Source organism: Enterococcus sp. BWR-S5 (assembly GCF_016745255.1).
Classification (GTDB): Bacteria; Bacillota; Bacilli; order Lactobacillales; family Enterococcaceae; genus Enterococcus_L.
This window is the reverse complement of sequence record NZ_JADOEQ010000004.1, coordinates 99,327-123,060: the sequence shown is the minus strand read 5'-3', so window position 1 is coordinate 123,060 and position 23,734 is coordinate 99,327. Positions and strand designations below refer to the sequence as shown.

The following is a 23,734-nucleotide window of genomic DNA, read 5'->3' as shown; positions in this document are numbered from 1 at the left end:
TACATTCATGCTAAGGAGGTGAGCGTCATGTCACTCGAAACAAAAGAAAAAGTAATGGAGAATACACTCCGCAAGTTCACATCGCTAGAGTATGGCGGCAAACAACTAATTGCGGGCTTTATATTGGCAAAGCTAGGTGACTCCGATGAGGATGAAAAAGAGCGTTTGGAAATCATCAAAGAAGCAACTAGCAAAAAATCAGCATGAGGAGGGAGAAGTATGGATCGGCAAGCGTCAGCAAATAAGAAAATAACCATCCCCATGAAAAACGGAGTATGGGAATGGTCGAAAAAAGGCTTTGGTTTTAAGAAAAATCAAAAGCGAAGCGATTTGGAGAAATCTCTTTTAAAGGATAGTTAGTGTAATAAGAGACAAGACCTTTTTGAATATCTGTGATGGCTAACAATTTCACACCGTTAGGATACTCCATATAACCGCCTTGGCCTTCTTCAGTATCAATCATTTCTTTAGGCATCCATCCATCTTTTTCAGCAAATGGTGTTTCTATGAAATGATTCTGATTGTCAAAATGGTATTCATATTTAAGTTCAGGATACTTTTCAAGCATCATTATTCCTCTCTTTCTATCGTATTTCGACAGACCAGTTGTCGATAAATCAATTATACAGGAAGTGAGAAATAGAAGGAATTAGAAACAGCAAAGAAGCAACCAACAAAAATCAGTGTGAGGAGGAGTAGTAATGGGAATGAGTGAAAAGAACGTTCAAGATTTGTTTGATGCCTTAGCTGGGATTCATTCCCGGCGCTTGGGCGTCGAGATAAAAGCAGTGGTCAAAAAGAAAGATGAAGTTGAAGGTCAGAAGGATAAGCCGGAGAAGGTAGCTAAATGAAAGAAATGTTCATTGCCGTTTCCTTAATCTTTCTTGTGGTAGTAATTGCATATCTGAGGGTTTTTCATTATGCAGCAGCAGTTTTGTATTTAGTAATCTGGCTTCTGTTGTCAATTATCTATAGAAGGGAACTGAAAGAATGAAACAAAAGATAATCCAAGTTTTACCTGATGTGGCTTTGATGTCATTATTAGGACTCTCTTTTAGAGCCTCATTGCTGCTCGGATTTTTATCAGTAGTAGTTTGGACAGTTGTTGCAGTCACTAATAAACCAAACAAAATCAAGGTAAGCGGAAAAGAACGAAAAATAATTAATTGAACGGAGGTGCTTTACATGCAAACAAGTTATTATCCAGACCAGATAAAAAATTACACAGCGGAAGAGCAATTTCAAAAACATAGAGAAGCGCTAAATGCTATCGAAAATTATTACAACGAACGCGGCATGACCACAGGTTATCATGACTTAAGGCAAAAGATGGCCAGCGAACGCAATCTTTTAGAGAAACATTATCGAAGATTCAAAAATAGAAAAAGAAGTGCATGCAATGAATAGCCGCTACAGCAATGAGCAAAAACAAGTAGCAGCAGCATTTTTCTATTCAAATAACGGAATCATCCTAGAAGAAGAGGAAAAACCTTCCGGAAATTATGTGTATCAAGTGAAGATAGATGGATTGAACAAGCGGTTCAAAATAGAAAACAACCGATTGTGGTTGTGGAGAAATTGGGATTGGCGACCAGTCTATGAAGCGAAACTACCGAGACTACAAGGAAACACTAACCGATTAGATACACTCAGAGAAACTTTTTTAGGTCAAATGGAAAAAGCAACATGAGCAGCCACTCATATTGCTTCAAATAAATCATATCACAGTCATTATATCAGAAAGAGAGGGAAACAGGAATGGAGAACATGAAGTTGAATCTGTCAGAAATAAACGATGGAGCCATCCAAGAAAAATTTGATTACGAGATGGAACAAGTCTTTGCAAATATCTTGGATAAGAATACTGAAGCTACTAAGAAAAGACAAGTGACATTAACAATTGATGTCGTACCGGATAAAAAACGTGAACAGGTAACAATTACTTGCATTAGTAAAAGTAAGCTCGTTCCACGTGAAGAAACAGAAACGAAGGTGCTTTTTGGCCGAAATGAAAATACCGGCCATATCGAAGCAGCTGAATTGAAATCAGGTGCCAGAGGACAGATGTTTATGGACCCTGATGATTTAAAAGTAAAAACTGATACAGGCCAGCCTGTAGATGAACTTGAAAAACCAGAATCAGAAACAAAGGAAGTCATTGACTTCCAAAAAAGACAAAGTAATTAGGAGGAAAAAATAATGACAGAAAATATTAAAGAGGCGATTCAGTATGGTGTGGAATTACGTGAGAAGCAAGATGTCATCTTTAAAGAAGATGAGCATACATTTTTCGATAGAGATAAAGCGAACCTTACAGAATTATTTCCTACGCGGTATGCATCCACCTTAGAGGTTTCATCACTTACTGGATTGGTTCAATATCTGAATTCTAAATTTGATCAAGAAATGGTTGATGAACCGGATGAGTTGCTGATTCATGTTGAAAGTCCAACACGAGTGAAGGTATACAGTCAACTAAATGGCGAAAGAAAGCGCGAAAGTCTGATTGAAGCAAACGCAGAACAGAATCGATATCCATACGGCCATTTCTTAGATCAAGAACGATTCAAGATTGATATGATGTCTCTATTTGACCGCACAAAAGATGCAGAAGCAATCATGGAATTTGCCAGTGCTATTCGTTTAGAAGATAGTTCAGATTTACGAGATAACGGAGTGTCACAAGTAGCAACAGTGAGAACAGGAGCATCCACAGTGGATGATGCAAAAGTTCCAAGTCCGGCAGTCTTGAAACCTTATCGAACGTTTCTAGAAGTAGATCAGCCAGAAAGTCAATTTATTTTCCGGATTAACAGTAATGGAGATTGCGCCTTATTTGAAGCAGATGGCGGCTTATGGAAATACCATGCAAAAACAAATATCAAAGAATATTTGGAAACTGAACTGGAAGAGCTAATCAACAGCGAAAAAGTAACAGTTATCGCATAGAAAGACAAAAGAAAAAACCTTGTCTGCCAACAAGGTTCCATCATCTTCACCAAGAGTGATAAAGACAATTATTCATGAGTTAATTATATCATTCTTGGTGATTTTTTTCAATCTGAAACGTTGGAAAATCAGCGTTTCATACGGCTTGTAATAGGTATTAACTTAAGCCGGAAAGAAAATAACCAAGAGTGAGGTAGTTGGAATGTCATTCATTAGGGAACGAACAATAGAAACAGGAAACTATATAGAAATAGATATCATTCCACGAACAGCAGCAGCGGAAATAGCTGTAAAGAAATCAAGGAAGAGGAAGAAGGAAGTTTGCCGACCAGCACAACAAAATTCTAATGATAGAAATAGCCGGCGCCATCTTCTTTGGTTGTTCCAAGGGAATTTTAAAAAAGGGGATATCTATTTAACTCATACTTATAAACCAAAATTTAAGCCATTGTCTATTGAACAATCAAAAAAGGACATGGAGAACTACTTAGAAAAATTACGGTATCAAGTAAAGAAAGAGGAGTTACCGCCTATTAAATATATTTATATAACTGAGTTTTCAATTGATGAAGAAACAGGAAATATAAAAAATATCCATCATCACATGGTTATAAAAAATACGTTACCCATGGCTATATTGGATGATTCGTGGTCCAGAGGCAGAGGAAAAAAGAAAGAATCATTAGGTATTGTTCAAATGTCTCTTATCAAGTCAGGTGATGAAGGTATTGTTGCTCTAGCAAATTACTTTACTAAGCAAAGCAGGTGGAAGAAGGGGAAGCGTAGATGGTCAGCTAGTAGAAACTTGAACAGGCCTTTTTTAACGAAAGATGACCATGATAGAGATTATTCAAAAAGAAAAGTAGAAACATTAGCACTAAGCAACGACGGTGGAGAAGAGTTCTTTCGTCGTAAATATAAAAATTATCGGATCACCCACATTGAGTGTAAATATTATGAACTCACAGGTTGGCATATTTACTTGAGAGCATGGCGTGATTCTGGGGATGATGAAGGAGGGAATAATTAATGACAAAAAAGAAGGACTTAGCTAGAAGCTACAAAAGCAAAATGAATAATGCTCAAGGCTCAGCTTTTGAAAAAATGATATTGGGTGGATGCGCTGCTTATAAGAAAAGAGGTCGCGCTCTGATTGAGAAAACACCGGAACCGTTCAAAATTATTAGGAAAGAAAATGGAGGCCGTGCCATCGTTCAGTTCCAAAAGCATGAGAAGGCTCAATGCGATTTCAAGGGAGTTCTAAATGATAGGCGTGCAATCATCTTTGAATCGAAAGCAACGACAGAAAAAAGAATGAATCAGGACCGTTTATCTGCTACACAACTTGAGCAGTTAACAGAATATGAAAAAATGGGAGCTGTTGCTGGAGTATGCGTGTTAATCAATAAAACTGCTGCTTTTATCCCATTTTCTATTTGGTTACACATGAAAAGTATTTATGGCCGAAAGTATATTACTGAAGAAGAGGCAGAAATTTTTCAAGTAGAGACACCGGGAACGATTCAATTTTTAAATTACGTAGATGTTGACAGAGTAATTGAATTTATTGATCAGCAAGAAGAGGGATTGTTCTATGACTGAGGAAACAACTGAAAGCCTTCTTGCCGGATACTTCGAAAAACACAACTTGATTTTTTATTCAGCACGACCAATAAATGCAAGTGGTGAACGGGTCATGATTATTGAATTTGGATGTGACAAGGGAGTATTTCTGATGAAGCTTCAAAATGACTTACGCCTATTTTGTCAGAATAAAACAAGAAATGGATGGATTCAGATAGATTACTGAATATATGAACTGGAGGAATGAATTTTGAAAATAGGAAATGAGATAAATGAAATAGTAGTAGATAACTTCGCAGGTGGAGGCGGCGCATCTACAGGAATTGAGTTAGCAATAGGAAGGTCAGTTGATGTTGCCATTAATCATGATCCGGATGCGATAGCGATGCATGAAGCTAACCATCCCAATACAAAGCATTATTGTGAGGATGTTTTTGATGTTGATCCAAGAGAAGTGGCTGATGGTCGTCAAGTAGCATTATGCTGGCTTAGCCCTGACTGCAAGCATTTTTCAAAAGCGAAGGGTGGTACACCAGTAAATAAAAACATTCGAGGTTTGGCATGGGTAGCTGTCCGGTGGGCTGCTACTGTAAAGCCAAGAGTAATCATTTTAGAGAACGTAGAAGAGTTCAAGACATGGGGACCATTGATGAAAACCGAAAAAGGTCACATGCCTGATCCAGAGAAAAAGGGAGAAACCTTCAAAGCGTTTGTAAAATCCTTGAAAAAGCATGGTTATCATGTTGAATTTAAGGAACTCAGAGCGTGTGATTATGGAGCGCCCACAACGAGAAAAAGGCTGTTTATGATTGCTCGCTGTGATAGTCAGCCGATTGTATGGCCTGAGCCAACTCATGGCGATCGGCAGAGTTTGGAAGTAGCCGGTGGAATTTTAGAACCCTATAGATCAGCAGCAGAATGTATTGATTGGAACATACCTGGTAAATCTATATTTGGAAGAAAGAAACCTTTGAGTCCTAACACGATGAAACGAATTGCCAGAGGATTGAAAAAGTTTGTTATTGATAATCCTGATCCATTTATAGTGAGTGTGAACCATTCAGGAGAGCAGTTTAGAGGTCAAAGCATTCATGAACCATTAAGCACAGTAACCATGAAGAACGGTTATGGAGTCGTTGCTCCTTATATTGCACGAATTGGACAAACTGGTTTTGGCGGAGATCGTCTTTCCTATTCAATGGATGATCCTCTAACAACAATTACTACTAAGGCAGAGCATTGTCTCATTTCACCTTCTCTTATTCAGATGGGATATGGCGACCCAGATGGAAAAAGAGTGTTGAATTTGGATAAACCGCTAGGAACTATTACAGCCGGAGGGAATAAGTTTGGTTTGGCAGCCGCTTGGATTAAGAAGGACTTTAGCAATTCAACTGGTGATGATGTGTCTGGGCCACTATCTACGATTACCAGCCAAAGCAATCATCATTCATTAATGACTGCATTTATGGCAGTAAATAATACTGGCCATCCGGGAAGTGATGCGAATGATCCGATGTCTACTATCACAACTGGAGGACAACAAATGCTGGCTTCTGCATTTTTAGCCAAAAACTATGGTGGAAATTATCAAGGAGCAGGCATTGACATGAGAAAGCCTACAGATACTATCACACAGGTAGACCATCATTCACTAGTAACAGCATTTGTAAGTAAAACCTATGGAGGACAAACTAGATCGGTAGCAAGTAATTTGGATGATCCTTTGCACACAGTGACTATGAGAAATGGGCATTCAGTTGTTGAAGTGGAGATGGAGTCTGAAGTTGTAGATCGTGATCCGGAAATTCAACTATTCTTTGAAGAGTATTACAACAAACCAGTGTTTGGCGATAAAGAGGCTGCTTTCTTAACTAAATATTATGGATCGGATATTGGTCAGGATATAGATGGACCTATGCATACAATACCTACTAAAGATAGGTTTGGCTTGGTTAGGATAAAGGATCAAAATTATAAAATTGTTGATATTACTTTGAGGATGCTGGAGCCAAAGGAACTGGCTAAAGCTCAAGGTGTTCCGGATAACTATGTACTTGATAAAGATAAAAATGGTAAGAGAATTAGTAAAGCAAAGCAAGTAGCCAGAATTGGAAACATGGTTGTTCCTAATTGTGCTGAGGCACTTGTAAGAGCGAACCTACCGGAAATATGTAGTGACTCACCGTATAACGAACAGGTGGAATTGTTGAATGCTGACTTTGGTTGGAATGGGTAAAACAAAAAAAGAGAGAGACAAGCGCTCTCTTTATCTCTGTTCTTTTGGCTTACTAATTACTTTTTTTGCCTCAGCATAAACTACCTCTTTATCAATTTCAGAAACTAATACATTTATAAATGCTTTGATAGAATTGATATCGTGTTCAGGGTGTTGTCTTGAATAATGAGTTTCATCATTTCCAAGATAAGAGATAGCTTTAGATAAATCTTGAAGTCGTGGGTTTTCAATTTTTGAAATTTTGGTTCCTAAAGTTATTTTAGGATTTGTTAGCCATTCCTCTGTCACACCATCAACAGGATATTGAAGTAAGAAATCTGTAACTAGAAATTCTAAAGCCTTTCGATACCCCATTCCAGCTATTTTATCAAGACTCATTTCTTCCGCTTCTTGCGATTGGTTGTAAATTTCAATAAAGTTACTAAATTTTTCTGATAAAGATTTTGGGAAAACTAAAGGTGTTTCCTTTTCGGAAGGTATGGTCTTAGATGAGATCAGGAATTTTTCAGTTTCATAACCATTAGGATTAGATCGGACCCCTGTATACATGAAATGAATTGTGGTTGATCCGCAATACTGGCAAGCGCAAGTGATAATACCTGGGTATTCATCGTATTTCCCTAAGGTTCCCAGACAAGCTGTAATTAATTGTTTTCCAGTATTTCCACAGTGCATACATTTCCTAGGTTCATTTACTTTGATGGTTTCAGAATAATTTACAGTATTTGCTTCAAGATTATAAAAAGTAATTTTATGTTCTTCCATTGATAATCTATCTCCTTACATTAATTGTTTTGAGTATATTATACATGAAGAGGAGAGTGAAATGATTTAAAAAAAGTTGCGAAGACAGTCGGCTCTGTAAGAAAAATGGAAATAGACTGGCAGCAAATCATTTTAAGACTATTATCATGAGGGAGAGAAGCTAGTATTTTTTTAGCGGTTTGAAAGGAGAATGTCAGATTGACAAAAGTAAAAATAAGTTCGAAAGCTAGGCAACATGTTAGAGACCTACTTAGCAATTATAGTGAGCTAAAGGACGAGATAAAAGAATTGCGTGAAAGTATTATGAATCCTCACCGAGAAGAAATTGATGAAAATATTGGTGGCAGTCGTTCAACCGTTCAAAAATTCGATGTAGAGGACAAGGCCATTAAGTTAGCTAGTCATGAGCAAATAATTTTTAGAGCGAAAGCTGTATCTGTTATTGATAATGTTTTGGCACATTGTTCAGATAAAGCACAACAAATAATTGAATTGAAATATTTCTCGAAAGAGCCACATTCATGGGTGTGGATTTCTCAAAAAATAGAAGGATATAGTGAAGATGGTTGCCGAAAAATAGAAAAGCGGATAGTGGATCAGATTGCAAGTCGGCTAGGCTGGTAAACAAATGTACCGTTTTAAGGATAAAAGTGTACCGTTTCGTAGGGTAAATCGATGTTATTATGCTAGTATCAAATAATTTGAATTTCTCTAGTACAAATACAAATTATTGAAAAGGAAGAGTTATCTATAGATTATTCTACTCACAAAATAAAATAATTGTCTTATAGATGTTTCTCCCTAAGCTTCTGCTGCTATCTGCGGAAACAGAAACAGCAGCGAACGACTCAGCATCGTTATATATTATGCTGCTTGGCTGAGCAAGTAGCATTCAATTACATAAGTTATCAAGAGCACTTAGGCATTCTTTTTTTGTATAGGGAAATTTTATTATGATGAAATATATCCAAGTGAATATTCCAGATATCCCTAACAGCAATAACAAAATATTTGGTATAATAAAAACAAAAAAAGTTAGGAGAAAACATATGAACCCTCAAGAAAATGAGCAATTAGTCCAACTCGCAGTTAGTGTCGGCGAGGTTGCTATTAGAAATAGCGCTGCTACAGTAATGTCAAAAATTAGAGCATTCAAAGAACGAAAAGATGATAAGGCTACAATATCTCAGATGGAAGAGATTATAAATGACTTATTGGCTGATAAAAGTGAATTATTATTGGCAATCAAGGTATATGAAGAGGAGTTTGTTGCTCAGAAAATTACAGAAGAAGACATGGAGTATATTACAAAAAATGTGATACCAGCATTGAAAAATTTAGCTAGTACAATGGAAAATGAGCAAGCTCAAAAGTATTTGGAGTCTATTGATACGCTAAGTAGTTCTTTACTCACGACAGATGTATTGAAAACATTACAAATTTTAGGGTTTAATTTTAAGCAAGGAATTGGATCGCCTTTAACTACGAAATTGAAAAATCTGATTTTAGGTTCAGAAATGGAACAGAATAATCCAGGATTAGCTACAGCGATTGCAGCTAGAGATATTGAATTATATAAAGTTTTACAAGATGAAGATGCATATGAAAGGCTTTTGGAAATTAGAAATCCAAATAACTAAGACCTCCTAACTGGGGTCTTTTTTAGTACAGAAAGAGGGTAGGATAATGGCTAAGAAGAAACCAGAAAATTATAAAAAGATACAGGAGCAACAAGAGCAGTTCATTAAGACTCTTAAGATGTTAAGAGAGGAAAAAGACATTGATTCTATTGTGGAGTTATTTATAAAAGTTGTTACTATATACGGCTTGAGAATGGATGAGGTAGCTGCAGTTACATACTATTTGAACAAGCAAACAATACAAGCTCCACATAATGCTCTTTTCTTAAAAGAAAGATTGAAGTTGGATGTTACTAATCTTAGTGTAGAAGGTTTACTTAAAGTTCAAGAGGCTTTAGTGAATGTGTATGTTGGCGAATTGATTGATGCAAGGAGGAAGAATAATGGTTTATAAACCTAGATATTTAAAGAAAAATGAGACGGAATCTGTTGTTATCTGTGCAGATACAGCACCTTATTTAATAATCGAATTGGGAAATATTGATTCAATCCCAAAAGTATTACTCGAAGGCAAGGAAGTAGATAATATCAAACAGGTGGGCTACTCCTGGGAAACAGCTACTCCTGATTATGATAGTCCAAATAGTTTTATGATTGAACACTACGAACAAATTGATGGCAAACCAAAGGTAATAAAGGAAGGATTTGAATCAGCGTGGTAAGCGCAAGGCAGCGAGATGATATTGATAAACTATATAAGACACCTCGTTGGCGTAAAATTAGGCTAGTCATCATAGCCAGGGATTTTGGTCTATGTCAGGAATGTAAGCGCAGGGGAATCATCACAAAGGGAACCATTGTCCATCACAAGGTGGAAGCAAGGGATGACATTACTATGTTCTGGAATGAGAACAACCTTGAGCTTGCATGTGTTGCGTGCCACAATAAGGAGCATCCGGAACGTAGCGGAGGTACAAAAAAGGCTAAGACAAAAGCTAACGTGGTGAAGTTCTATGCTACTAATGAACGTTAGCGGTAGGGAATGGATACTGGTATTCTACTGAAAGTGGTGAGTAGAGACTACCCCCCTACCCTAAAAAGTTAGTTTGTGGGGCCGCCGGAGAACGGTGCAGTCCTTCCCTCGCAGAATTACCGCTTTTCAACTTTTTTTTAAATGGAAAAAATGATGGAAGAAATTTTTAGTCATTAAGTAGTAGTGAATTTTTGATGAAACAGAAAAACAGAGTAAAAAACAATCAAAAAAAGGCAAAAATTTACATTTTTTTGTCTTTTTCATTTTTAGCAAGAAAGAAGGTGAGATTATGGCTCAAAAAGCTACCAGCGCACGATTGCAATTATTAAATGGGAATCCAAACAAGAAGAATACAAAAGAGCTTGAGCAAAGAGCAGCTGCGGAAGAGCGGCTTAAAATGAAAAGCGATGCAATCAATGCTCCTCCTTGGTTGGATTCATTAGGAAAAAAGACTTTTGAATTTATTAAGGCAGAATTGTTATCAGTTGATCTTATTGAGAACCCTGATTCTATCGCGATTGCAATGTACTGTGATTGGTATTCTCAGTATGTTCAGCTAAATAAGCAACTGAAGAAAATGAGGCTCGCTCATAAAAAAGAGTATAAGCATCAAAAAGAAGATAATAAAACTGCTGGTACTCCAATTACCATTAGCCCTGAACTTTATGGAAATCCTCTTTCAAAGCAAATGGATACTTGCACCAAAAACATGCGAGGTTATGGAGGCGATTTAGGTCTTTCACCAGCTTCAAGAGCAAAACTTGCTATTAAATTAGCAGATGACAGCACAGGCGATGATGAAGATGACTACTAAAAAGAAACCAAAATTAGTCATTGAAATGAATTACACAGAGTTAGATAACTGGTGGAATGATTTTCGAGAAGGAATGTCCAGTTGGGGTGGTTATCTTTTAAAACCATATCCTGAATTATTAACAACTTGGTATGCAGAACGAGTCATTGATTTTGACAATTTAGAGAATCAGTCTGAATGGACTCCTTGGGACCCGATGATGCCAGCAGGCAAATTAGTAATTTTAGCAGCCAAAAGGCATATGCGAGATTTAGAGCGCCAAGGAACTGATGAGTTTCCTTGGATATTTGATGAGGAAAAAGCCCATAGGCCAATTCGCTTCTTAGAAAAGAAGTGTAAACCATCAAAAGGTGATTTTGGGAAAATTGTTGCCCAACCTTGGCAACATTTTGTCATTGGGGGAACATACGGCTGGGTTCATAGAGAAACTGGAGTAAGAAAGTATAGAGAAGTTTTGGAGTTTGTTGGCCGGAAAAATGGGAAAACAACAATGGTTTCTGGTTTATCTAACTATATGCTTGGTGAAGATGGAGAGAACGGAGCAAATGTCTACATTCTAGCCAACTCCCAAAAACAATCGAACATTCTTTTTGAAGAAGCAAAGGCAATGATTGAAGCTTCTCCTTATCTATCCAAGAAATTCAAAGCGATGGCTCGTGAGATAAAGTATCCAGAAAAGAACTGCTCAATGGTGGCCATGTCAGCCGAAAAGAAAAAGGATGGTGAAAACCTTCATTTTGGTTGTTTTGATGAAGTTCATGATTTTGTCAATTACATTCTAATCAATGTTATGAAGAGATCACGTGGTATGAGAAAGCAACCTCTTATCATGTATATCACTACTGCTGGTACGGTATTAGATGGTCCATTAATGGACTTCTATGAAGCCGGCGTGGAATGTTTGGAACATTTAGAAGATGATTTGGATGAACGGATGCTCTATTTCTTAGCTCAATTGGATGATCCAAAAGAAGCAGATAATCCAAACATGTGGATTAAAGCAAATCCAAATCTTTGTTTGATGGATGTCGTTAACCTCGTCACTGACTACAAAAAGGATCGAAATAACCCTCAGGAACTTGCTGATTGGATTACGAAGCAGTTCAATCTGTTCTCCGATATTGATGAATTGTCTTTCCTAGATATGCAGACAATCAACAAAAATAATAAATCTGTAAAATGGGATGATTTTAAACAGAAAGAGTGTATTGCTGGGTTTGATTTATCTGAAACAGAGGATTTCACATCAGCAGATTTAGAGTTTCCAATTTTTGAAACTGGTGAAATTGTTGTAATATCTCATTCTTGGATTTCTAAAGTAAGGTATGACAAAGACAATAATAAACAGCGATTGGATGCATGGAAAAAAGAGGGTTCTTTGACAGTAACACCAGGTTCGTATGTTGATTTCCAATATGTTTATGATTGGTTTGTGGAACGATCGAAAGAATACAAGATATTGAGAATAAGATACGACCGAAGGAACAGTCTCGTTTTGAATCAGCAATTAATTGACTACGGATTCATTATGGAAGAAGCAAGGCAAGGTCATCTCACTTTGGGAGGGCCAATGAAAGACTTAAAAGAAAGATTTTTATCCGGAAAGGTTATTTTCAATAATTCTAAAATGTTTAGATGGTATTTATCTAACGTAAAGCTTGAAAAAGATCGGAATAGCAATTGGATGCCAACTAAACAATCTAAGAGTCGGAAAATCGATGGTTTTGCTGCATTGTTGAACAGTCATGTATCTGTGGTAGAAATGTTTGCCAATAAATCCAAAGGAGATGCAACGGTTACTTATTATTCAGTTGATGACTTGTTAAATATGTAAAGGAGGTGAGAAATTGAAGATAGTTGATCGTATTAAGGCATTTGTTGGAATTAAGGCTACCAATAATTCAAAAAAAGAATTATCTTTGAATGATCCTGATTTAGCTAGGTATTTAATAGGAACAGAAGAGATATCTGAAGGGATTTTTTCAGTAATATCAAGAATGTCTAATGTTTTTGGTTCTTTACCGTTAAAAATGATTGACAAAAATTATAAGCAACCTACTGATTGCGCTGCATTCAATCTATTATCAAATGGACCAAGGTATTTCACAAAATTTGATTTTTTCCGTGATATTGAAGCATTAAGAAATTATCGTGGAAATGCTTATGTCCAAATATTTAGAGATACAAATGGAAAAATTTGTGATTTGGCCTTAATCAAACCTGATGCATGTGTTCCTGTAATTGATAGGGACTCAGGAGAGCTTTATTACCAGGTGACTGCAACAGATAATAGAGATTATTCAAAAATTGCATATGTTCACTACATGGAAATCCTCCATTTTAAACAACCAAGAATTGGCGGTGTTGAAGGAATAGACCCTAGTGAGGTTCTAAAAAATACATTGAACTATGATAAAGAAGTTCGAAAAATTTCTTTAAAGCAGCTCAATGGAACAAACGAAGGGTTGAAAGTCCGTTTTGAATCTAATATGGAAGAGGAAGCCAAAGCTAAGGTAGTTAAAAACATTGCACAATTCTACAAAGACAACGGCGGTTTACTTGTGGAAGAAAATGGAGTGACCATTGACCGTATACAACGCGATTTGGTCGATAGCAAGCTTCTGGATACAGATAAAATTGCTCGTTCAAGAATTGCGATGGTTTATACAGTACCAGAACATTTTGTGGGTAATAGTCAGACAAGCTACTCCTCTCAAGAACAATTGAACACGGAGTATTTAACTTACCGCTTAGTTCCTGATGTTACACAATACGAAGAAGAACTAAATAAAAAAACTCTTTCTCCTGATGAGAAAAAGAAAGGCTATCGCTATAAATTCAATGTTGCCAGTTTGTTGAGGGGAGACACACAATCCAGAGGAGCTTTCTATCAAATCATGAGGCGTGGGGGAGCATATAGTGCCAATGACTTACTTAGATTTGAAGATATGCCACCAAGTAATGAAGCCGGTATGGATGAGCACCATATTTCTGGTGACCTTTATCCAATTGGAATGGATCCGGCAAAAAGAAAAAGTAATTCTAAATCGGACGTAGCATAAGGCTAGGTCTTTTGTTTTTATGTGAAAGGAGGTGATTAGTGAATGATAACTATTAATCTTAAAGGGGATGTTGTAGATGATGATACAGCATGGCTCTATGATTGGTTTGGAATTGATTGCATTTCTCCTAACAAAGTGTCAGCAACGTTGGCTGAAGCGAATGGAGAAGAAATTGAATTGAATATTTCTTCTAATGGTGGCGATGTATTGGCCGCCAGTGAAATTTATACTGCTCTTAGAAGCTATAAGGGAAATGTTTCAGGGAATGTTGTCAGTCTGGCTGCCAGTGCTGCTTCTGTCATTGCTTGTGCATGTGAACCATTAAGAATTTCGCCCACAGCTCATATCATGATTCATAATGCTTGGTTAATATCAAGTGGGAATAAAAGTGATAAGCAGCATGACGTGACATTATTGGAGGGAATTGATGAATCTATTATCAATGCCTATGAAGCAAAAACAGGACAATCAAGAGAAGTTTTAGCGGATTTAATGAACAAGGACAGTTGGTTAAATGCTCAAAAAGCTATGGAAGCAGGATTTGCCGATGAAATTATGTTTGAAGAAAAGGTTGAAGTCAATAATTCTTCAAGCCAAGTTATTCCGAAGGCGGCAGTTAGCAAACTGAAAAATTTATTAGTAAAAAACGGTACAACACAAACAGCAGAGATGAGTTTAACTCAAAAAAAATTAAATGCTCTACATGGAGGGAAAAACGAATGAACTTAGAACAATTAAAAAATGCTTGGGTAGAAGCTGGCTCAAAAGTATCAGATTTGAATGCGGCATTGAACAATGCATTAATTGATGATTCAAAAGGTGAAGAGGATGTTCTGTCTATTCAAGCAGAATTGAAAACAGCTCGTGCTAAGAGGGACGGCTTGAAAGAACAAGTTGTAAACATGGAAGCAGAACAGGTGGAGAGTGTTAAGGATAAACCATTAGACAAATCAGAAAAAAATCTTAAGAACACATTTATCAAAGATTTTAAAGCGATGATCAATGGGGAACCGCAAATTGTGGCTGCTCTAAACTCTGATAAAGATGAAGCGGGTAATGCAATTGGATTAACCATTCCAGAAGACATTCGAACAACAATTAATACATTGGTTCGTCAATTTGATTCACTACAAGAGTATGTGAATGTCGAGCGTGTAACAACAAGCAGCGGTTCGCGTGTGTATGAAAAATGGTCAGAAGTTACACCATTGACGGAATTGGACAATGAGGATGACGCTATTCCAGAAATGGATGATCCTAAACTTACACTAATCAAATACCTAATCAAGCGGTATGCAGGTATTTCAACAGTAACCAATTCATTGTTAAAAGATACGGCCGAAAATATTATGGCTTGGCTGGCTAAATGGATTTCTAAAAAAGTCGTTGTTACTCGCAATAAAAAAATTCTGGATGCTATCGATGGTATTAAAGCAGCGCAGAAGAAAGAAATTACTTCTGTAGATGACATCAAGGATATCAAGAATGTTCAATTAGATCCAGCTATTGAGGCTACTTCAATGTTTTTGACTAACCAATCAGGATACAATGTTTTGGATAAAGTAAAACGTTCTGATGGTAGTTATCTTTTGCAAAAAGATGTCACTTCACCAACCGGATATACCTTCTTGGGAAGACCAATTAAAATGGCTGGTGATCGTTGGCTTCCAAACAAAGGAACACAGGCGAACCCTAAGTTTCCGCTTTATATTGGTGACTTAAAAGAAGCAGTTACTTTATATGATCGGGAGCAAATGAGCTTGCTTACTACTAACATTGGTGGAGGAGCATTTGAAACGGATACGACAAAAGTTCGTGTAATTGACCGATTTGATGTCAAATTAGTTGATGATGAAGCCCTTGTAATTGCAACATTTACTGCAATTGCTGATGAAAAGCCAATTGAACCTTAATAGTAAGGTGTGAATAATATGATTTTGAATGCAAAAAGTGATTTAGAAGAAATAAAAATCGCCTTAAAAATTGATACCGATGATGATGATATCGAGGTGAAGAGAGCTGTTATGGCGGCAATTGCATATATTAAGGGGGCTATCGGTAATGATAAGCCTTCTTTTTATTTACAGGATAATGAAGAAATAGAGCTGATTAACCTATCCATTATTATGCTTGCTGATCATTACTATAAATCAAGGTCTGCCACAGTAGAATCCATGACTGCGAATGGAACTTTACGAGAATACGATCTTGGATTTACAAGTATTATTCTCCAACTAAAAGGGAAATATGCACTTTTTGAGGAGGATATAGTAAATGGTAGTGAGTAGAACTGGAAAACTGACGAAAAGAATCTCGTTCAAAAAGAGTATTGGCTATGTAAATGGACCGAATGGAACGAAAATTTCCAATTACAAAGAAATGATCAATCCTTGGTTTGGATATAAGAAAAAATATCTTTCCGAAGTTAAAAATGAGGATACTTCTTATAAGAACACAATAAATATCATCATCCGTCAAAAGCAAAAAGAAGAGATTCAACCAGACTGGATAGGAGAAATAAATGGGAAAAATTTTGAAATTGTAGAAATGAATCCTGATACTGAGGATCAAGATTTTATGTTGCTGGTCCTAAAGGCGGTGGAATAATGGACGTGAAAGTTGATTGGGGAGATGCTGAAAAAAACATTTCTCAATGTATTGCAGATGTAGAAGGACCAATCCGGAGAAAAGCAGGGAAAACGGCTGCTGCAAAAGTTGGTGAGGCATTGGAAAAAAACACCCCAGTTGACCCTTCAACCGGAAAAGTTTTGCTTGAAGAAACGGTTACTGTAAGTGCTGTTCGTGAAGACGGTGAAGTAGATATTGGCTATGGGAAACAAGCCTACTTCCGCGCTCACGTAGTCAATATGGGCACTGAATCTCAGCAAGGGCAACACTTTATCGAAAAAACAGTTGAAACAGAAGGTGAAACGGCTATCCGAACATATATGGATGAACTGAAAAAGGGGTTGAAACTATGACACCAGTTGCAGAAGTGGCCACAGTTATTCTTCCGATGCTATTTCCAGAACTTAAGAAAGAACCTTTTTTTCCGTACACTGTTCCTGAAAGGTACCAAAGTTTTAAAGAAGTCCCTTATTTCAAGATAGAAAGTATCAGTGATCAAAATACTGCTCATGGATCAGATAAATATCATTCAAGAAGCTATCGCCTACAGGTGATGGCCTTTATTGATTTAGAAAAAACTGATATCGAAGAGCTTACTGATACTTTGGATCGTGGAATGGAAGAATCTGGTTTTATTCAGACTTACGGCGAAGACAAGCCTCACACAGAAAACAAAAAAATTCATGTTGTCATTAGACAATATATCACTTCAAGGAGGAAGTAATTATGACATTTATGGGCTTTAAACGAGCAAAAATTAAAGTTGCCGGTGAAGATGAAATCATCACTATCGAAGGTAATGCAAGGGAAGGTGCTACAGTAAATGCGGAGATCACAGGAGTTTCAAAAGAACCAGTTCGTGTTTGGGGTTCAGACATTCCTTATTTTGTTGTCCAAACAGGTGCTGGAGAGATTGCAGTAAATGTGGGAATTATCGACGCGCTGGAAGCTGCTAGCGATAAAATTCTTGGGTATAAAACCAATGAGAAGAAATTTACATTTATTGGTGGAAGTACCAATCCGCCAGATTGCTCTTTGCTATTAGAAACTGCTGATTTGGATGGAACATCTGCCTTTATTGGATTTCCAAAAGGGAAGTTTTCAAAAGATGCAATCAATTTGAATACAAAAACTGGGCAAAACAATGAGCCGGAAGCAGACGCTTATGGATTCACTCCGAGTGCAAGTGACCGTGATGATGAAACAAAAGAAGAAACAATGATGAAGTACATCGGAACAGAACACGCTGAAGAATTCGAAAAACTTGTTTTTGGTATTAAGACCACTCCCTGAGTCGCCCCGAAACCTGAATGTTCGTGATGTTAACAAAAGTGGTGCAACTTTTGAATGGTCGGGGGGTTCCGGGGATATTGTATCTAATGACTTGATAATTGCTAAAGGAGTATCGTCTCCATATACTGCTGATGATTTAAAGAGCAACACTGAATATACTGTAAAAGTAGTCAATTTTGGCGGTGAATCCAATACAGTCGCTTTTAAGACAAAGGAAATTACCTATAAAGAAGTAACCATTATTTGTGATTTTGTCAATAAAACTTATGATAGTTTGCTTGAAAATTCGAATGTTGCCAAAATGCAAGCTTCAACAAATTTGCTTCTTCCTGATGCGTCAAACTTTTATGAGCTTGATCAATCAAGGTACAACGGAATTATGGAAATGAACGATGGCAAGCTTTACTCTGTTACAAATACTACGAAAAACAATAGGCTCCAGGTCGTTCTTTACTACAATGTAGTTGAAGCGATTGAGCAATTTGACTCGAACTATTTCTTTGAAAAAGGTGCAAATACGGATGAAGAGAAGGCAGCCATGGTAAATCAAGAAGTACTGTCAGCAGAGTCTAATGTTTACGGTTTTGGATCAGCTTTGGACTCGACAGCATTTAGAACGGCCGTGTTCATTGATAATGGTTGGGGAAATAAAACCGTAACGAATGGCATGGAAATTCAGCGAAATGTAATCAGTTTGGACGGTATATCAATTGGAACAGATGGATTACTTCCTGTTTTGGTTTATGCAGACGCTAGTGGCGGAACAACAGAAACAGCAAGTGCATTAAGGATAGACTATGCCAACTTAGAACTGAAAATATTACAAGAAGAAGATTAGCGATTGCTAGTCTTTTTCTTTTTGGAGGAAGCATGATGTTAAAAGAAGAAAACGGAGAGTTAAGGTTAGAGATTACCGGGAAAAATAATAAGCCGAAAATTTATATTCAGAGAAAAGTGCCCTTAAGAAAGGCTATTGAATACACAGATGGGGTAATTGTTCTTCATGAAGATGCGAAAAAAGCGGGATTACCAGGAACAAATGAGCGTGATTTGCTGGACTATCAAGTTGGGTTTATCGCAAATCTCTTTGACGATGAAGATGTTACCGCCGAACTGCTCTATGAAAATTTGGATACAAATGAGCGAAAGTCTATTGAAGACATAATTATTTATCGAGTTTTAGGAAATATACGTGAAGAAAGTGATCAAAGTGAGTCCCCAAAGTAACTGAGGGGAGTGGAGGGATAGTTGCATGGAAGGGAATAAAGGATTTGCAGATTGGCATGGTCAAAAATATCATTTCTGTTTTTCCTTCATGGACTATCGATGATGTCTTGGAGACAGATACACGAATGCTCTATGAAATTCTGTTTACTAAGAAAAAAGACATTCCTGATACACAAGATTCCTTCAACTTCATTAAATCATTGTAGAAAGGAGGGAAATACTTGGTACAGAATGGACGCCCATTAGGACAAATGATGATTACTCTTGGCCTGGATACTACAGCATTTTCTAGTAGCTTGACTGGTGCAACAAGAGCAACGAAAACAGCTGTCAAGGAAATGCAAACAGGATTCAAAATTGTTGATGCTGGTGGAAACAAAGTAGATGCATTGGCATTTAAGCAGCAGGCGTTGAATAAAGTAATCAATGCTCAAAAGAATGAGCTAGGTTATCTAAGAACAGCCTATGAAAATACTTTGGATGCTCAAGGAAATGCAACTTCAAGGACAGCTCAAGCAGCGCAAAGATATAACGATGCTCAGGCAAGGCTGGCATCCTATAATGCACAGTTAGTTGACACGAGTAGACAGTTAGCGGAAATGCAAGTCAGAACTACAGGAGTTACTGGTGCAATATATTCTGGAAGCGAAAAGATGATTAGTGCCGGCAAGAAAATGGAATCCGCGGGTGCTGCATTAACCAAAGGATTGACGGTGCCTCTTGTTGCTGGTGTTACTGCTGTAACTACGGCTGCTATATCTTGGGAGTCAGCATTTGCTGGTGTTCTAAAAACCAATGATGAAATAGTAGATTCAACCGGAAATGTTGTATACTCCTACAAAGATTTGGAAGATGGTCTACGTGGATTAGCAAAAGAATTGCCTTCTTCTCATCAGGAAATTGCAGCAGTTGCCGAGGCTGCTGGACAGCTAGGCATTCAGACAGATAATGTTGTTAGTTTTACTAAGACGATGATCGACCTTGGCGAGTCAACAAATATGGGCGCTGAAACAGCAGCAACCACATTAGCTAGGTTTGCCAATATCACTCAAATGTCTCAGAAAGACTTTGATCGCTTAGGATCGGTAATTGTAGATTTAGGAAACAACTTTGCCACAACTGAATCTGAAATTTCTGAAATGGGCCTTCGTTTAGCCGGAGCCGGAAAACAGATTGGTATGAGTGAAGGCGAAATCCTTGGATTCGCTGCTGCTCTCTCATCAGTAGGTGTTGAGGCAGAAGCCGGTGGTTCTGCATTTTCTAAGGTTATGGTACAAATGCAGTTAGCGGTAGAAAAAGGAACTGGATCATTTGAAGAATTAAAAGAACATGCTGCTGATCAAGGGGTAGCATGGGAAACTCTTGTTTTAGCTATTCGAGATGGTGGAAAATCACTTAAAGCAGTTTCGAAGCAAATGGGATTCACAAGCTCTGACCTAAAAAAAATGTATAAAGAGGCAGATAAGTCTAAAACGTCATTAGAAAATTTTTCAGATGTTGCTGGTATGACTAGTGAAGAGTTTTCCAATATGTTTAAATCTGATCCTTCTAAAGCCATTATGAAATTTGTTGAAGGATTGTCTAAGGCAGAAGAACAAGGAACTTCGGCTATCAAAGTGCTTGATGATATGGACATTAAGGAAGTTCGCTTACGTGACAGCCTTTTGAGAGCAGCGAACGCTTCCGGAGTATTTGAGGGAGCCGTGAAATCAGGGAATAAAGCTTGGAGTGAGAATACTGCTCTAACTGAAGAAGCCAATAAACGATACGAAACTACAGAATCAAAACTAAAAATGCTCAAGAACGAAGCTGTAGATGCCGCTATTGAACTAGGTGGTCCTTTTGTTGATGCTTTGAGAGATGGCCTGAAATCAGCAAAACCTCTCATAAAAGGTCTTGGTGACTTAGCAAAAGCATTTAGTGATGCTGATCCCGAAACTCAAAAAATGATTATGGGAATAATTGCGGCTACTGCGGCAGCCGGTCCATTGCTTTCGATTACTGGTAAAGTGACGAAAGGCATTGGTCTTTTAGGAAAAGGTTTCGTTGACCTATCAGCTACTTTGGCTGGAAGAAGTGCAGTTGCTCAGGTCACTCAACAATTGACAGCTGGAGCAACAGCTACAACTGGCTTTACTTCTGCTTTAGCCGGAGGAACCGGAACTGTAGCTAGTTTTGGTTCAGCCGCCGGAACGGCTGCCGGCTCAACTGGATTAGGTGCTATGGTAGCTACTTTGGGACCACTTGGACCTGCAATCTTGGGAATTGTTGGTGTCGGTGGTGCTTTAGCAATTGGCTATGGCGCTTGGAAGCTTTTTGGAGAAGAGGCATGGAATTCAAGTGAGCGTGTAAAGCGTTGGGGTGTAGATGTTGGAGCAGTTACGGATGAAACATTAATCAAACTTCAAACCAACACACAATCAGCCTCTGGGCAGTTTGGATTAATGGCAGATGGATTTACAGCAAATAGCGATAAAATGGTCGAAAATTTTACTAAAATTGGCGATACTATTGAGCAAAGTTTGATTAAGAAGGTAGAAGGATTGGATCAGCTGATTAAAGAACTTCCAGCATCTATCAATAGCTCAATGGTAGAAATGATAGAGGATGAGAAGAAGGAAGCGGAAAAGGCGCTAGAAATAGTTCAGCAAAATTCTGAACGGATTAGTGAAATTAAAAAGAATGCATCTAATAACGATAGAGATCTGAGTGTCTCTGAAGCGAAAATAATAAAAGACCTTGCTGTTGATACAACTAGAGCATATGTAGAAACTTTGGATGTTTCCGCTGCTGAAAAGAAAAAAATACTGACAGCTATGACAGCCGATGTAGAAAATGCAACACAAGAAGAAGCTAAGCTTTGGATTCAATCGTTAGGTAAACAGCGAGCCGCAGCAACAGCGCATATGGCAGCGAGTAGGAAAGAGAAAGAAAAATATCTTGAAGAATTGGGTTACAATTTGGATGGAGAATTTGCTCAAAAGTTCCTTGCAGCATGGGATGAAATTAATCAAACAACAGTGGATGGTTTTGATGTTCAAATAAAGACTATCATGGATAAGTACCCAGAATTGATGAATCAAGTTGCTGTTGCAAACGGTCAGTTAATTAATTCTACAGATCAGATGTCCCAAGGTTTTATTCAGAGTAATGAACAGATAATGCAAAGGGCAGATTACCTTACAACTCAGATTGCTAGAAGCGCAAAGGAAAACGCTGAACAGTTGGGGTGGCAAGCGGAAGAAATGGGGACTTCAGGGAAGAAAGCAGCACGCATGTGGAATGAATTAGTTTTTGATTCAAAAACAGGAGAAGTAAAATCGAATGTTCGGGAAGTTGTTACTGAGGCTTTGAAAGATACGAAATCTTGGAACGAAATGAAAATTTTGATTCATGATGCTAATTTAGATTCGAATGCAAAGAAAGTCATAGGTGAAGCTGCAATCGCAAATAATTGGTGGGATGGAATGGCATTTGAAGATAAAACAGCCATTTTAGAAGATCAATTTTCAATTACCATGTTTGAAGCATTAAGAAGTGCGGGACAATGGGATGAACTGTCTTTGGAACAAAAGACAGCTTTTCTATATTCCAACACTCCTGAAACAATGGCTCAAACCATGTTGGAATTGGGCTTATGGCAAGAGTTTGAACCCCATTTGAAAGAATTGAAAGCAGATAATTTTAATGTTTTATCCAAAATTGCTGCTTCTGAAGGAGCACTCAATATTTACAACCAGCTGACTCCGGAAGAAAAAACACTTTATGTTGATAATTACGAAGTATTAACAAAAATTAATGCTTCAGCTGAACAAATTAAAGCATATGACAAACTAACTCCACTTCAAAAGAGGTTACTTGCCAATAAAGATGATTTAGAAAATAAAGTTCAATCATCAACTGCAACATGGAACGCTTGGACAGGGATACCCGATTCTGTGAAATCCATTTTTGTTAGTGCTGATGTTTCTGGGGCTTGGAGCGCAGCGGCAGCCATTGCTGATGTACCTAATTACTCTCTGAAAGAAATTGAGGTACATACTAGGTATACGGCATCTGGCGATCCATATGTTCAAGCAAAAGGCGGTAAGCAATACGCCACAGGCACTAATTATCATTTGGGTGGTGCTGCTATCGTAAATGATCAAAAGGGGCCGCTCTTCAAAGAGTTAATTTTACCTAAAGGTGGAGTTCCGTTTATTGCTGAAGGTCGAGATGTTCTCTTACCAAATCTGCCACGAGGCTCAAAAGTATTGAATGCCAGAAAAACTAAGGATTTAATTCCTCACTATGCGAATGGCGTTGGGGTGCCAGAAAGTTCTAGCCTTGTGAGAAATTTAAGAAATTTTGTCGCACAGAAAGAAACTGTTATTGTAAAAGATAATAGCACCGGCTTGATTCAAGCAATTAATGATTTGAAAAATGTCATCCTAAATCAAAAGAATTCTGATGGCCCAATCAACATAAATTTAAAATTGGGACCTGATGAGTTCAAAGCATATATTGACAGTATTTCAGAAGCACAGGGAAAGGAAGCAGCACTAAAGATGATGTTTTAGG

Annotated in this window: 33 protein-coding genes; 31 read left to right on the top strand and 2 right to left on the bottom strand. The window is 37.6% G+C overall.

Annotated elements, in window-relative coordinates:
- Nucleotides 1–27 precede the first annotated feature (27 nt).
- A complete protein-coding gene (locus IW510_RS06890) occupies nt 28–207 on the top strand; it encodes a hypothetical protein (protein ID WP_202058097.1) in 180 nt (59 codons plus the stop codon).
- Between the two features lie 97 nt (nt 208–304).
- On the opposite strand, the gene IW510_RS06885 is transcribed toward IW510_RS06890, so the two are convergent.
- Nucleotides 305–571: a hypothetical protein gene (locus IW510_RS06885; RefSeq protein WP_202058095.1), complete on the bottom strand. Its 267-nt coding sequence runs from the start codon at nt 569–571 to the stop codon at nt 305–307.
- 130 nt (nt 572–701) lie between these two features.
- Between IW510_RS06885 and IW510_RS06880 the strand changes: the two genes are divergently transcribed.
- The 11 genes from IW510_RS06880 to IW510_RS21260 all read left to right on the top strand — a co-directional run bounded on the left by IW510_RS06880 (nt 702) and on the right by IW510_RS21260 (nt 6,772).
- Nucleotides 702–851, top strand: a complete 150-nt coding sequence (locus IW510_RS06880; protein WP_202058093.1) for a hypothetical protein — start codon at nt 702–704, stop codon at nt 849–851.
- Nucleotides 848–994, top strand: a complete 147-nt coding sequence (locus tag IW510_RS06875) for a hypothetical protein (protein WP_202058091.1) — start codon at nt 848–850, stop codon at nt 992–994. Before IW510_RS06880 ends, IW510_RS06875 begins: the two co-directional genes overlap by 4 nt.
- Complete coding sequence (locus IW510_RS06870; RefSeq protein WP_202058089.1) at nt 991–1,170, top strand: hypothetical protein; 180 nt, start codon at nt 991–993, stop codon at nt 1,168–1,170. Before IW510_RS06875 ends, IW510_RS06870 begins: the two co-directional genes overlap by 4 nt.
- A 15-nt stretch (nt 1,171–1,185) precedes the next feature.
- Nucleotides 1,186–1,407 carry a hypothetical protein gene (locus tag IW510_RS06865; protein ID WP_202058088.1) on the top strand — a complete coding sequence of 74 codons (222 nt, stop codon included), beginning with the start codon at nt 1,186–1,188 and terminating at the stop codon, nt 1,405–1,407.
- Nucleotides 1,400–1,690 carry a hypothetical protein gene (locus IW510_RS06860; protein WP_202058086.1) on the top strand — a complete coding sequence of 97 codons (291 nt, stop codon included), beginning with the start codon at nt 1,400–1,402 and terminating at the stop codon, nt 1,688–1,690. The genes IW510_RS06865 and IW510_RS06860 overlap by 8 nt, the downstream gene beginning before the upstream one ends.
- Nucleotides 1,691–1,758: 68 nt before the next feature.
- Complete coding sequence (locus IW510_RS06855; protein WP_202058085.1) at nt 1,759–2,187, top strand: hypothetical protein; 429 nt, start codon at nt 1,759–1,761, stop codon at nt 2,185–2,187.
- Nucleotides 2,188–2,199: 12 nt separating this feature from the next.
- Nucleotides 2,200–2,949, top strand: coding sequence for a hypothetical protein (locus IW510_RS06850; RefSeq protein ID WP_202058084.1), 750 nt, complete (start codon nt 2,200–2,202; stop codon nt 2,947–2,949).
- A 202-nt stretch (nt 2,950–3,151) separates the two neighbouring features.
- Nucleotides 3,152–3,979 carry a rolling circle replication-associated protein gene (locus IW510_RS06845; RefSeq protein WP_202058083.1) on the top strand — a complete coding sequence of 276 codons (828 nt, stop codon included), beginning with the start codon at nt 3,152–3,154 and terminating at the stop codon, nt 3,977–3,979.
- Nucleotides 3,979–4,551, top strand: a complete 573-nt coding sequence (locus tag IW510_RS06840; protein ID WP_236674637.1) for a Holliday junction resolvase RecU — start codon at nt 3,979–3,981, stop codon at nt 4,549–4,551. Before IW510_RS06845 ends, IW510_RS06840 begins: the two co-directional genes overlap by 1 nt.
- Nucleotides 4,544–4,759, top strand: coding sequence for a hypothetical protein (locus IW510_RS06835; protein WP_202058082.1), 216 nt, complete (start codon nt 4,544–4,546; stop codon nt 4,757–4,759). Before IW510_RS06840 ends, IW510_RS06835 begins: the two co-directional genes overlap by 8 nt.
- 24 nt (nt 4,760–4,783) lie before the next feature.
- Nucleotides 4,784–6,772 carry a DNA cytosine methyltransferase gene (locus tag IW510_RS21260; protein WP_236674636.1) on the top strand — a complete coding sequence of 663 codons (1,989 nt, stop codon included), beginning with the start codon at nt 4,784–4,786 and terminating at the stop codon, nt 6,770–6,772.
- Between the two features lie 30 nt (nt 6,773–6,802).
- Here the strand turns inward: IW510_RS21260 and IW510_RS06825 are convergent, their stop codons facing one another.
- Nucleotides 6,803–7,537, bottom strand: a complete 735-nt coding sequence (locus IW510_RS06825; RefSeq protein WP_202058080.1) for a DUF4145 domain-containing protein — start codon at nt 7,535–7,537, stop codon at nt 6,803–6,805.
- Between the two features lie 198 nt (nt 7,538–7,735).
- Here IW510_RS06825 and IW510_RS06820 point away from each other — a divergent pair, with 198 nt between their 5' ends.
- The 19 genes from IW510_RS06820 to IW510_RS06730 all read left to right on the top strand — a co-directional run bounded on the left by IW510_RS06820 (nt 7,736) and on the right by IW510_RS06730 (nt 23,733).
- Nucleotides 7,736–8,161, top strand: a complete 426-nt coding sequence (locus tag IW510_RS06820; protein ID WP_202058079.1) for a hypothetical protein — start codon at nt 7,736–7,738, stop codon at nt 8,159–8,161.
- Nucleotides 8,162–8,490: 329 nt separating this feature from the next.
- The gene (locus IW510_RS06815; RefSeq protein ID WP_202058078.1) at nt 8,491–9,177 is read left to right on the top strand and encodes a hypothetical protein; all 687 of its coding nucleotides are present in this window, start codon (nt 8,491–8,493) and stop codon (nt 9,175–9,177) included.
- 46 nt (nt 9,178–9,223) lie between these two features.
- A complete protein-coding gene (locus tag IW510_RS06810) occupies nt 9,224–9,571 on the top strand; it encodes a hypothetical protein (RefSeq protein ID WP_202058077.1) in 348 nt (115 codons plus the stop codon).
- Nucleotides 9,561–9,839, top strand: coding sequence for a hypothetical protein (locus tag IW510_RS06805; protein ID WP_202058076.1), 279 nt, complete (start codon nt 9,561–9,563; stop codon nt 9,837–9,839). The genes IW510_RS06810 and IW510_RS06805 overlap by 11 nt, the downstream gene beginning before the upstream one ends.
- Nucleotides 9,833–10,150 (top strand): HNH endonuclease, encoded by a 318-nt coding sequence (locus IW510_RS21255; RefSeq protein ID WP_202058075.1) that lies wholly within the window; start codon nt 9,833–9,835, stop codon nt 10,148–10,150. The genes IW510_RS06805 and IW510_RS21255 overlap by 7 nt, the downstream gene beginning before the upstream one ends.
- A 289-nt stretch (nt 10,151–10,439) precedes the next feature.
- Nucleotides 10,440–10,964 (top strand): phage terminase small subunit P27 family, encoded by a 525-nt coding sequence (locus tag IW510_RS06795; RefSeq protein WP_202058074.1) that lies wholly within the window; start codon nt 10,440–10,442, stop codon nt 10,962–10,964.
- Complete coding sequence (locus IW510_RS06790; protein WP_442896401.1) at nt 10,948–12,798, top strand: terminase large subunit; 1,851 nt, start codon at nt 10,948–10,950, stop codon at nt 12,796–12,798. Before IW510_RS06795 ends, IW510_RS06790 begins: the two co-directional genes overlap by 17 nt.
- Before the next feature lie 13 nt (nt 12,799–12,811).
- A complete protein-coding gene (locus IW510_RS06785; RefSeq protein WP_202058071.1) occupies nt 12,812–14,026 on the top strand; it encodes a phage portal protein in 1,215 nt (404 codons plus the stop codon).
- 42 nt (nt 14,027–14,068) lie between these two features.
- Entirely contained in the window at nt 14,069–14,749 is a 681-nt protein-coding gene (locus IW510_RS06780) for a head maturation protease, ClpP-related (RefSeq protein WP_202058070.1), read from the top strand.
- Entirely contained in the window at nt 14,746–15,939 is a 1,194-nt protein-coding gene (locus tag IW510_RS06775; RefSeq protein WP_202058069.1) for a phage major capsid protein, read from the top strand. The genes IW510_RS06780 and IW510_RS06775 overlap by 4 nt, the downstream gene beginning before the upstream one ends.
- 18 nt (nt 15,940–15,957) lie before the next feature.
- Nucleotides 15,958–16,314, top strand: coding sequence for a head-tail connector protein (locus tag IW510_RS06770; protein WP_202058068.1), 357 nt, complete (start codon nt 15,958–15,960; stop codon nt 16,312–16,314).
- The gene (locus IW510_RS06765) at nt 16,301–16,633 is read left to right on the top strand and encodes a phage head closure protein (protein WP_202058067.1); all 333 of its coding nucleotides are present in this window, start codon (nt 16,301–16,303) and stop codon (nt 16,631–16,633) included. Before IW510_RS06770 ends, IW510_RS06765 begins: the two co-directional genes overlap by 14 nt.
- On the top strand, nt 16,633–17,007 hold the full coding sequence (locus tag IW510_RS06760) for an HK97-gp10 family putative phage morphogenesis protein (protein ID WP_202058066.1): 375 nt from the start codon (nt 16,633–16,635) through the stop codon (nt 17,005–17,007). The genes IW510_RS06765 and IW510_RS06760 overlap by 1 nt, the downstream gene beginning before the upstream one ends.
- The gene (locus tag IW510_RS06755) at nt 17,004–17,378 is read left to right on the top strand and encodes a hypothetical protein (protein WP_202058064.1); all 375 of its coding nucleotides are present in this window, start codon (nt 17,004–17,006) and stop codon (nt 17,376–17,378) included. The genes IW510_RS06760 and IW510_RS06755 overlap by 4 nt, the downstream gene beginning before the upstream one ends.
- A 2-nt stretch (nt 17,379–17,380) precedes the next feature.
- Complete coding sequence (locus tag IW510_RS06750; RefSeq protein ID WP_202058062.1) at nt 17,381–17,947, top strand: major tail protein; 567 nt, start codon at nt 17,381–17,383, stop codon at nt 17,945–17,947.
- Nucleotides 17,919–18,785, top strand: coding sequence for a fibronectin type III domain-containing protein (locus tag IW510_RS06745; RefSeq protein WP_202058060.1), 867 nt, complete (start codon nt 17,919–17,921; stop codon nt 18,783–18,785). The genes IW510_RS06750 and IW510_RS06745 overlap by 29 nt, the downstream gene beginning before the upstream one ends.
- A 35-nt stretch (nt 18,786–18,820) precedes the next feature.
- Nucleotides 18,821–19,174 (top strand): phage tail assembly chaperone G, encoded by a 354-nt coding sequence (gene gpG, locus IW510_RS06740; RefSeq protein WP_202058058.1) that lies wholly within the window; start codon nt 18,821–18,823, stop codon nt 19,172–19,174.
- A gap of 44 nt (nt 19,175–19,218) precedes the next feature.
- Nucleotides 19,219–19,380 (top strand): hypothetical protein, encoded by a 162-nt coding sequence (locus tag IW510_RS06735; RefSeq protein WP_202058056.1) that lies wholly within the window; start codon nt 19,219–19,221, stop codon nt 19,378–19,380.
- A gap of 447 nt (nt 19,381–19,827) precedes the next feature.
- The gene (locus IW510_RS06730; RefSeq protein WP_442896400.1) at nt 19,828–23,733 is read left to right on the top strand and encodes a phage tail tape measure protein; all 3,906 of its coding nucleotides are present in this window, start codon (nt 19,828–19,830) and stop codon (nt 23,731–23,733) included.
- Nucleotide 23,734 lies beyond the last annotated feature (1 nt).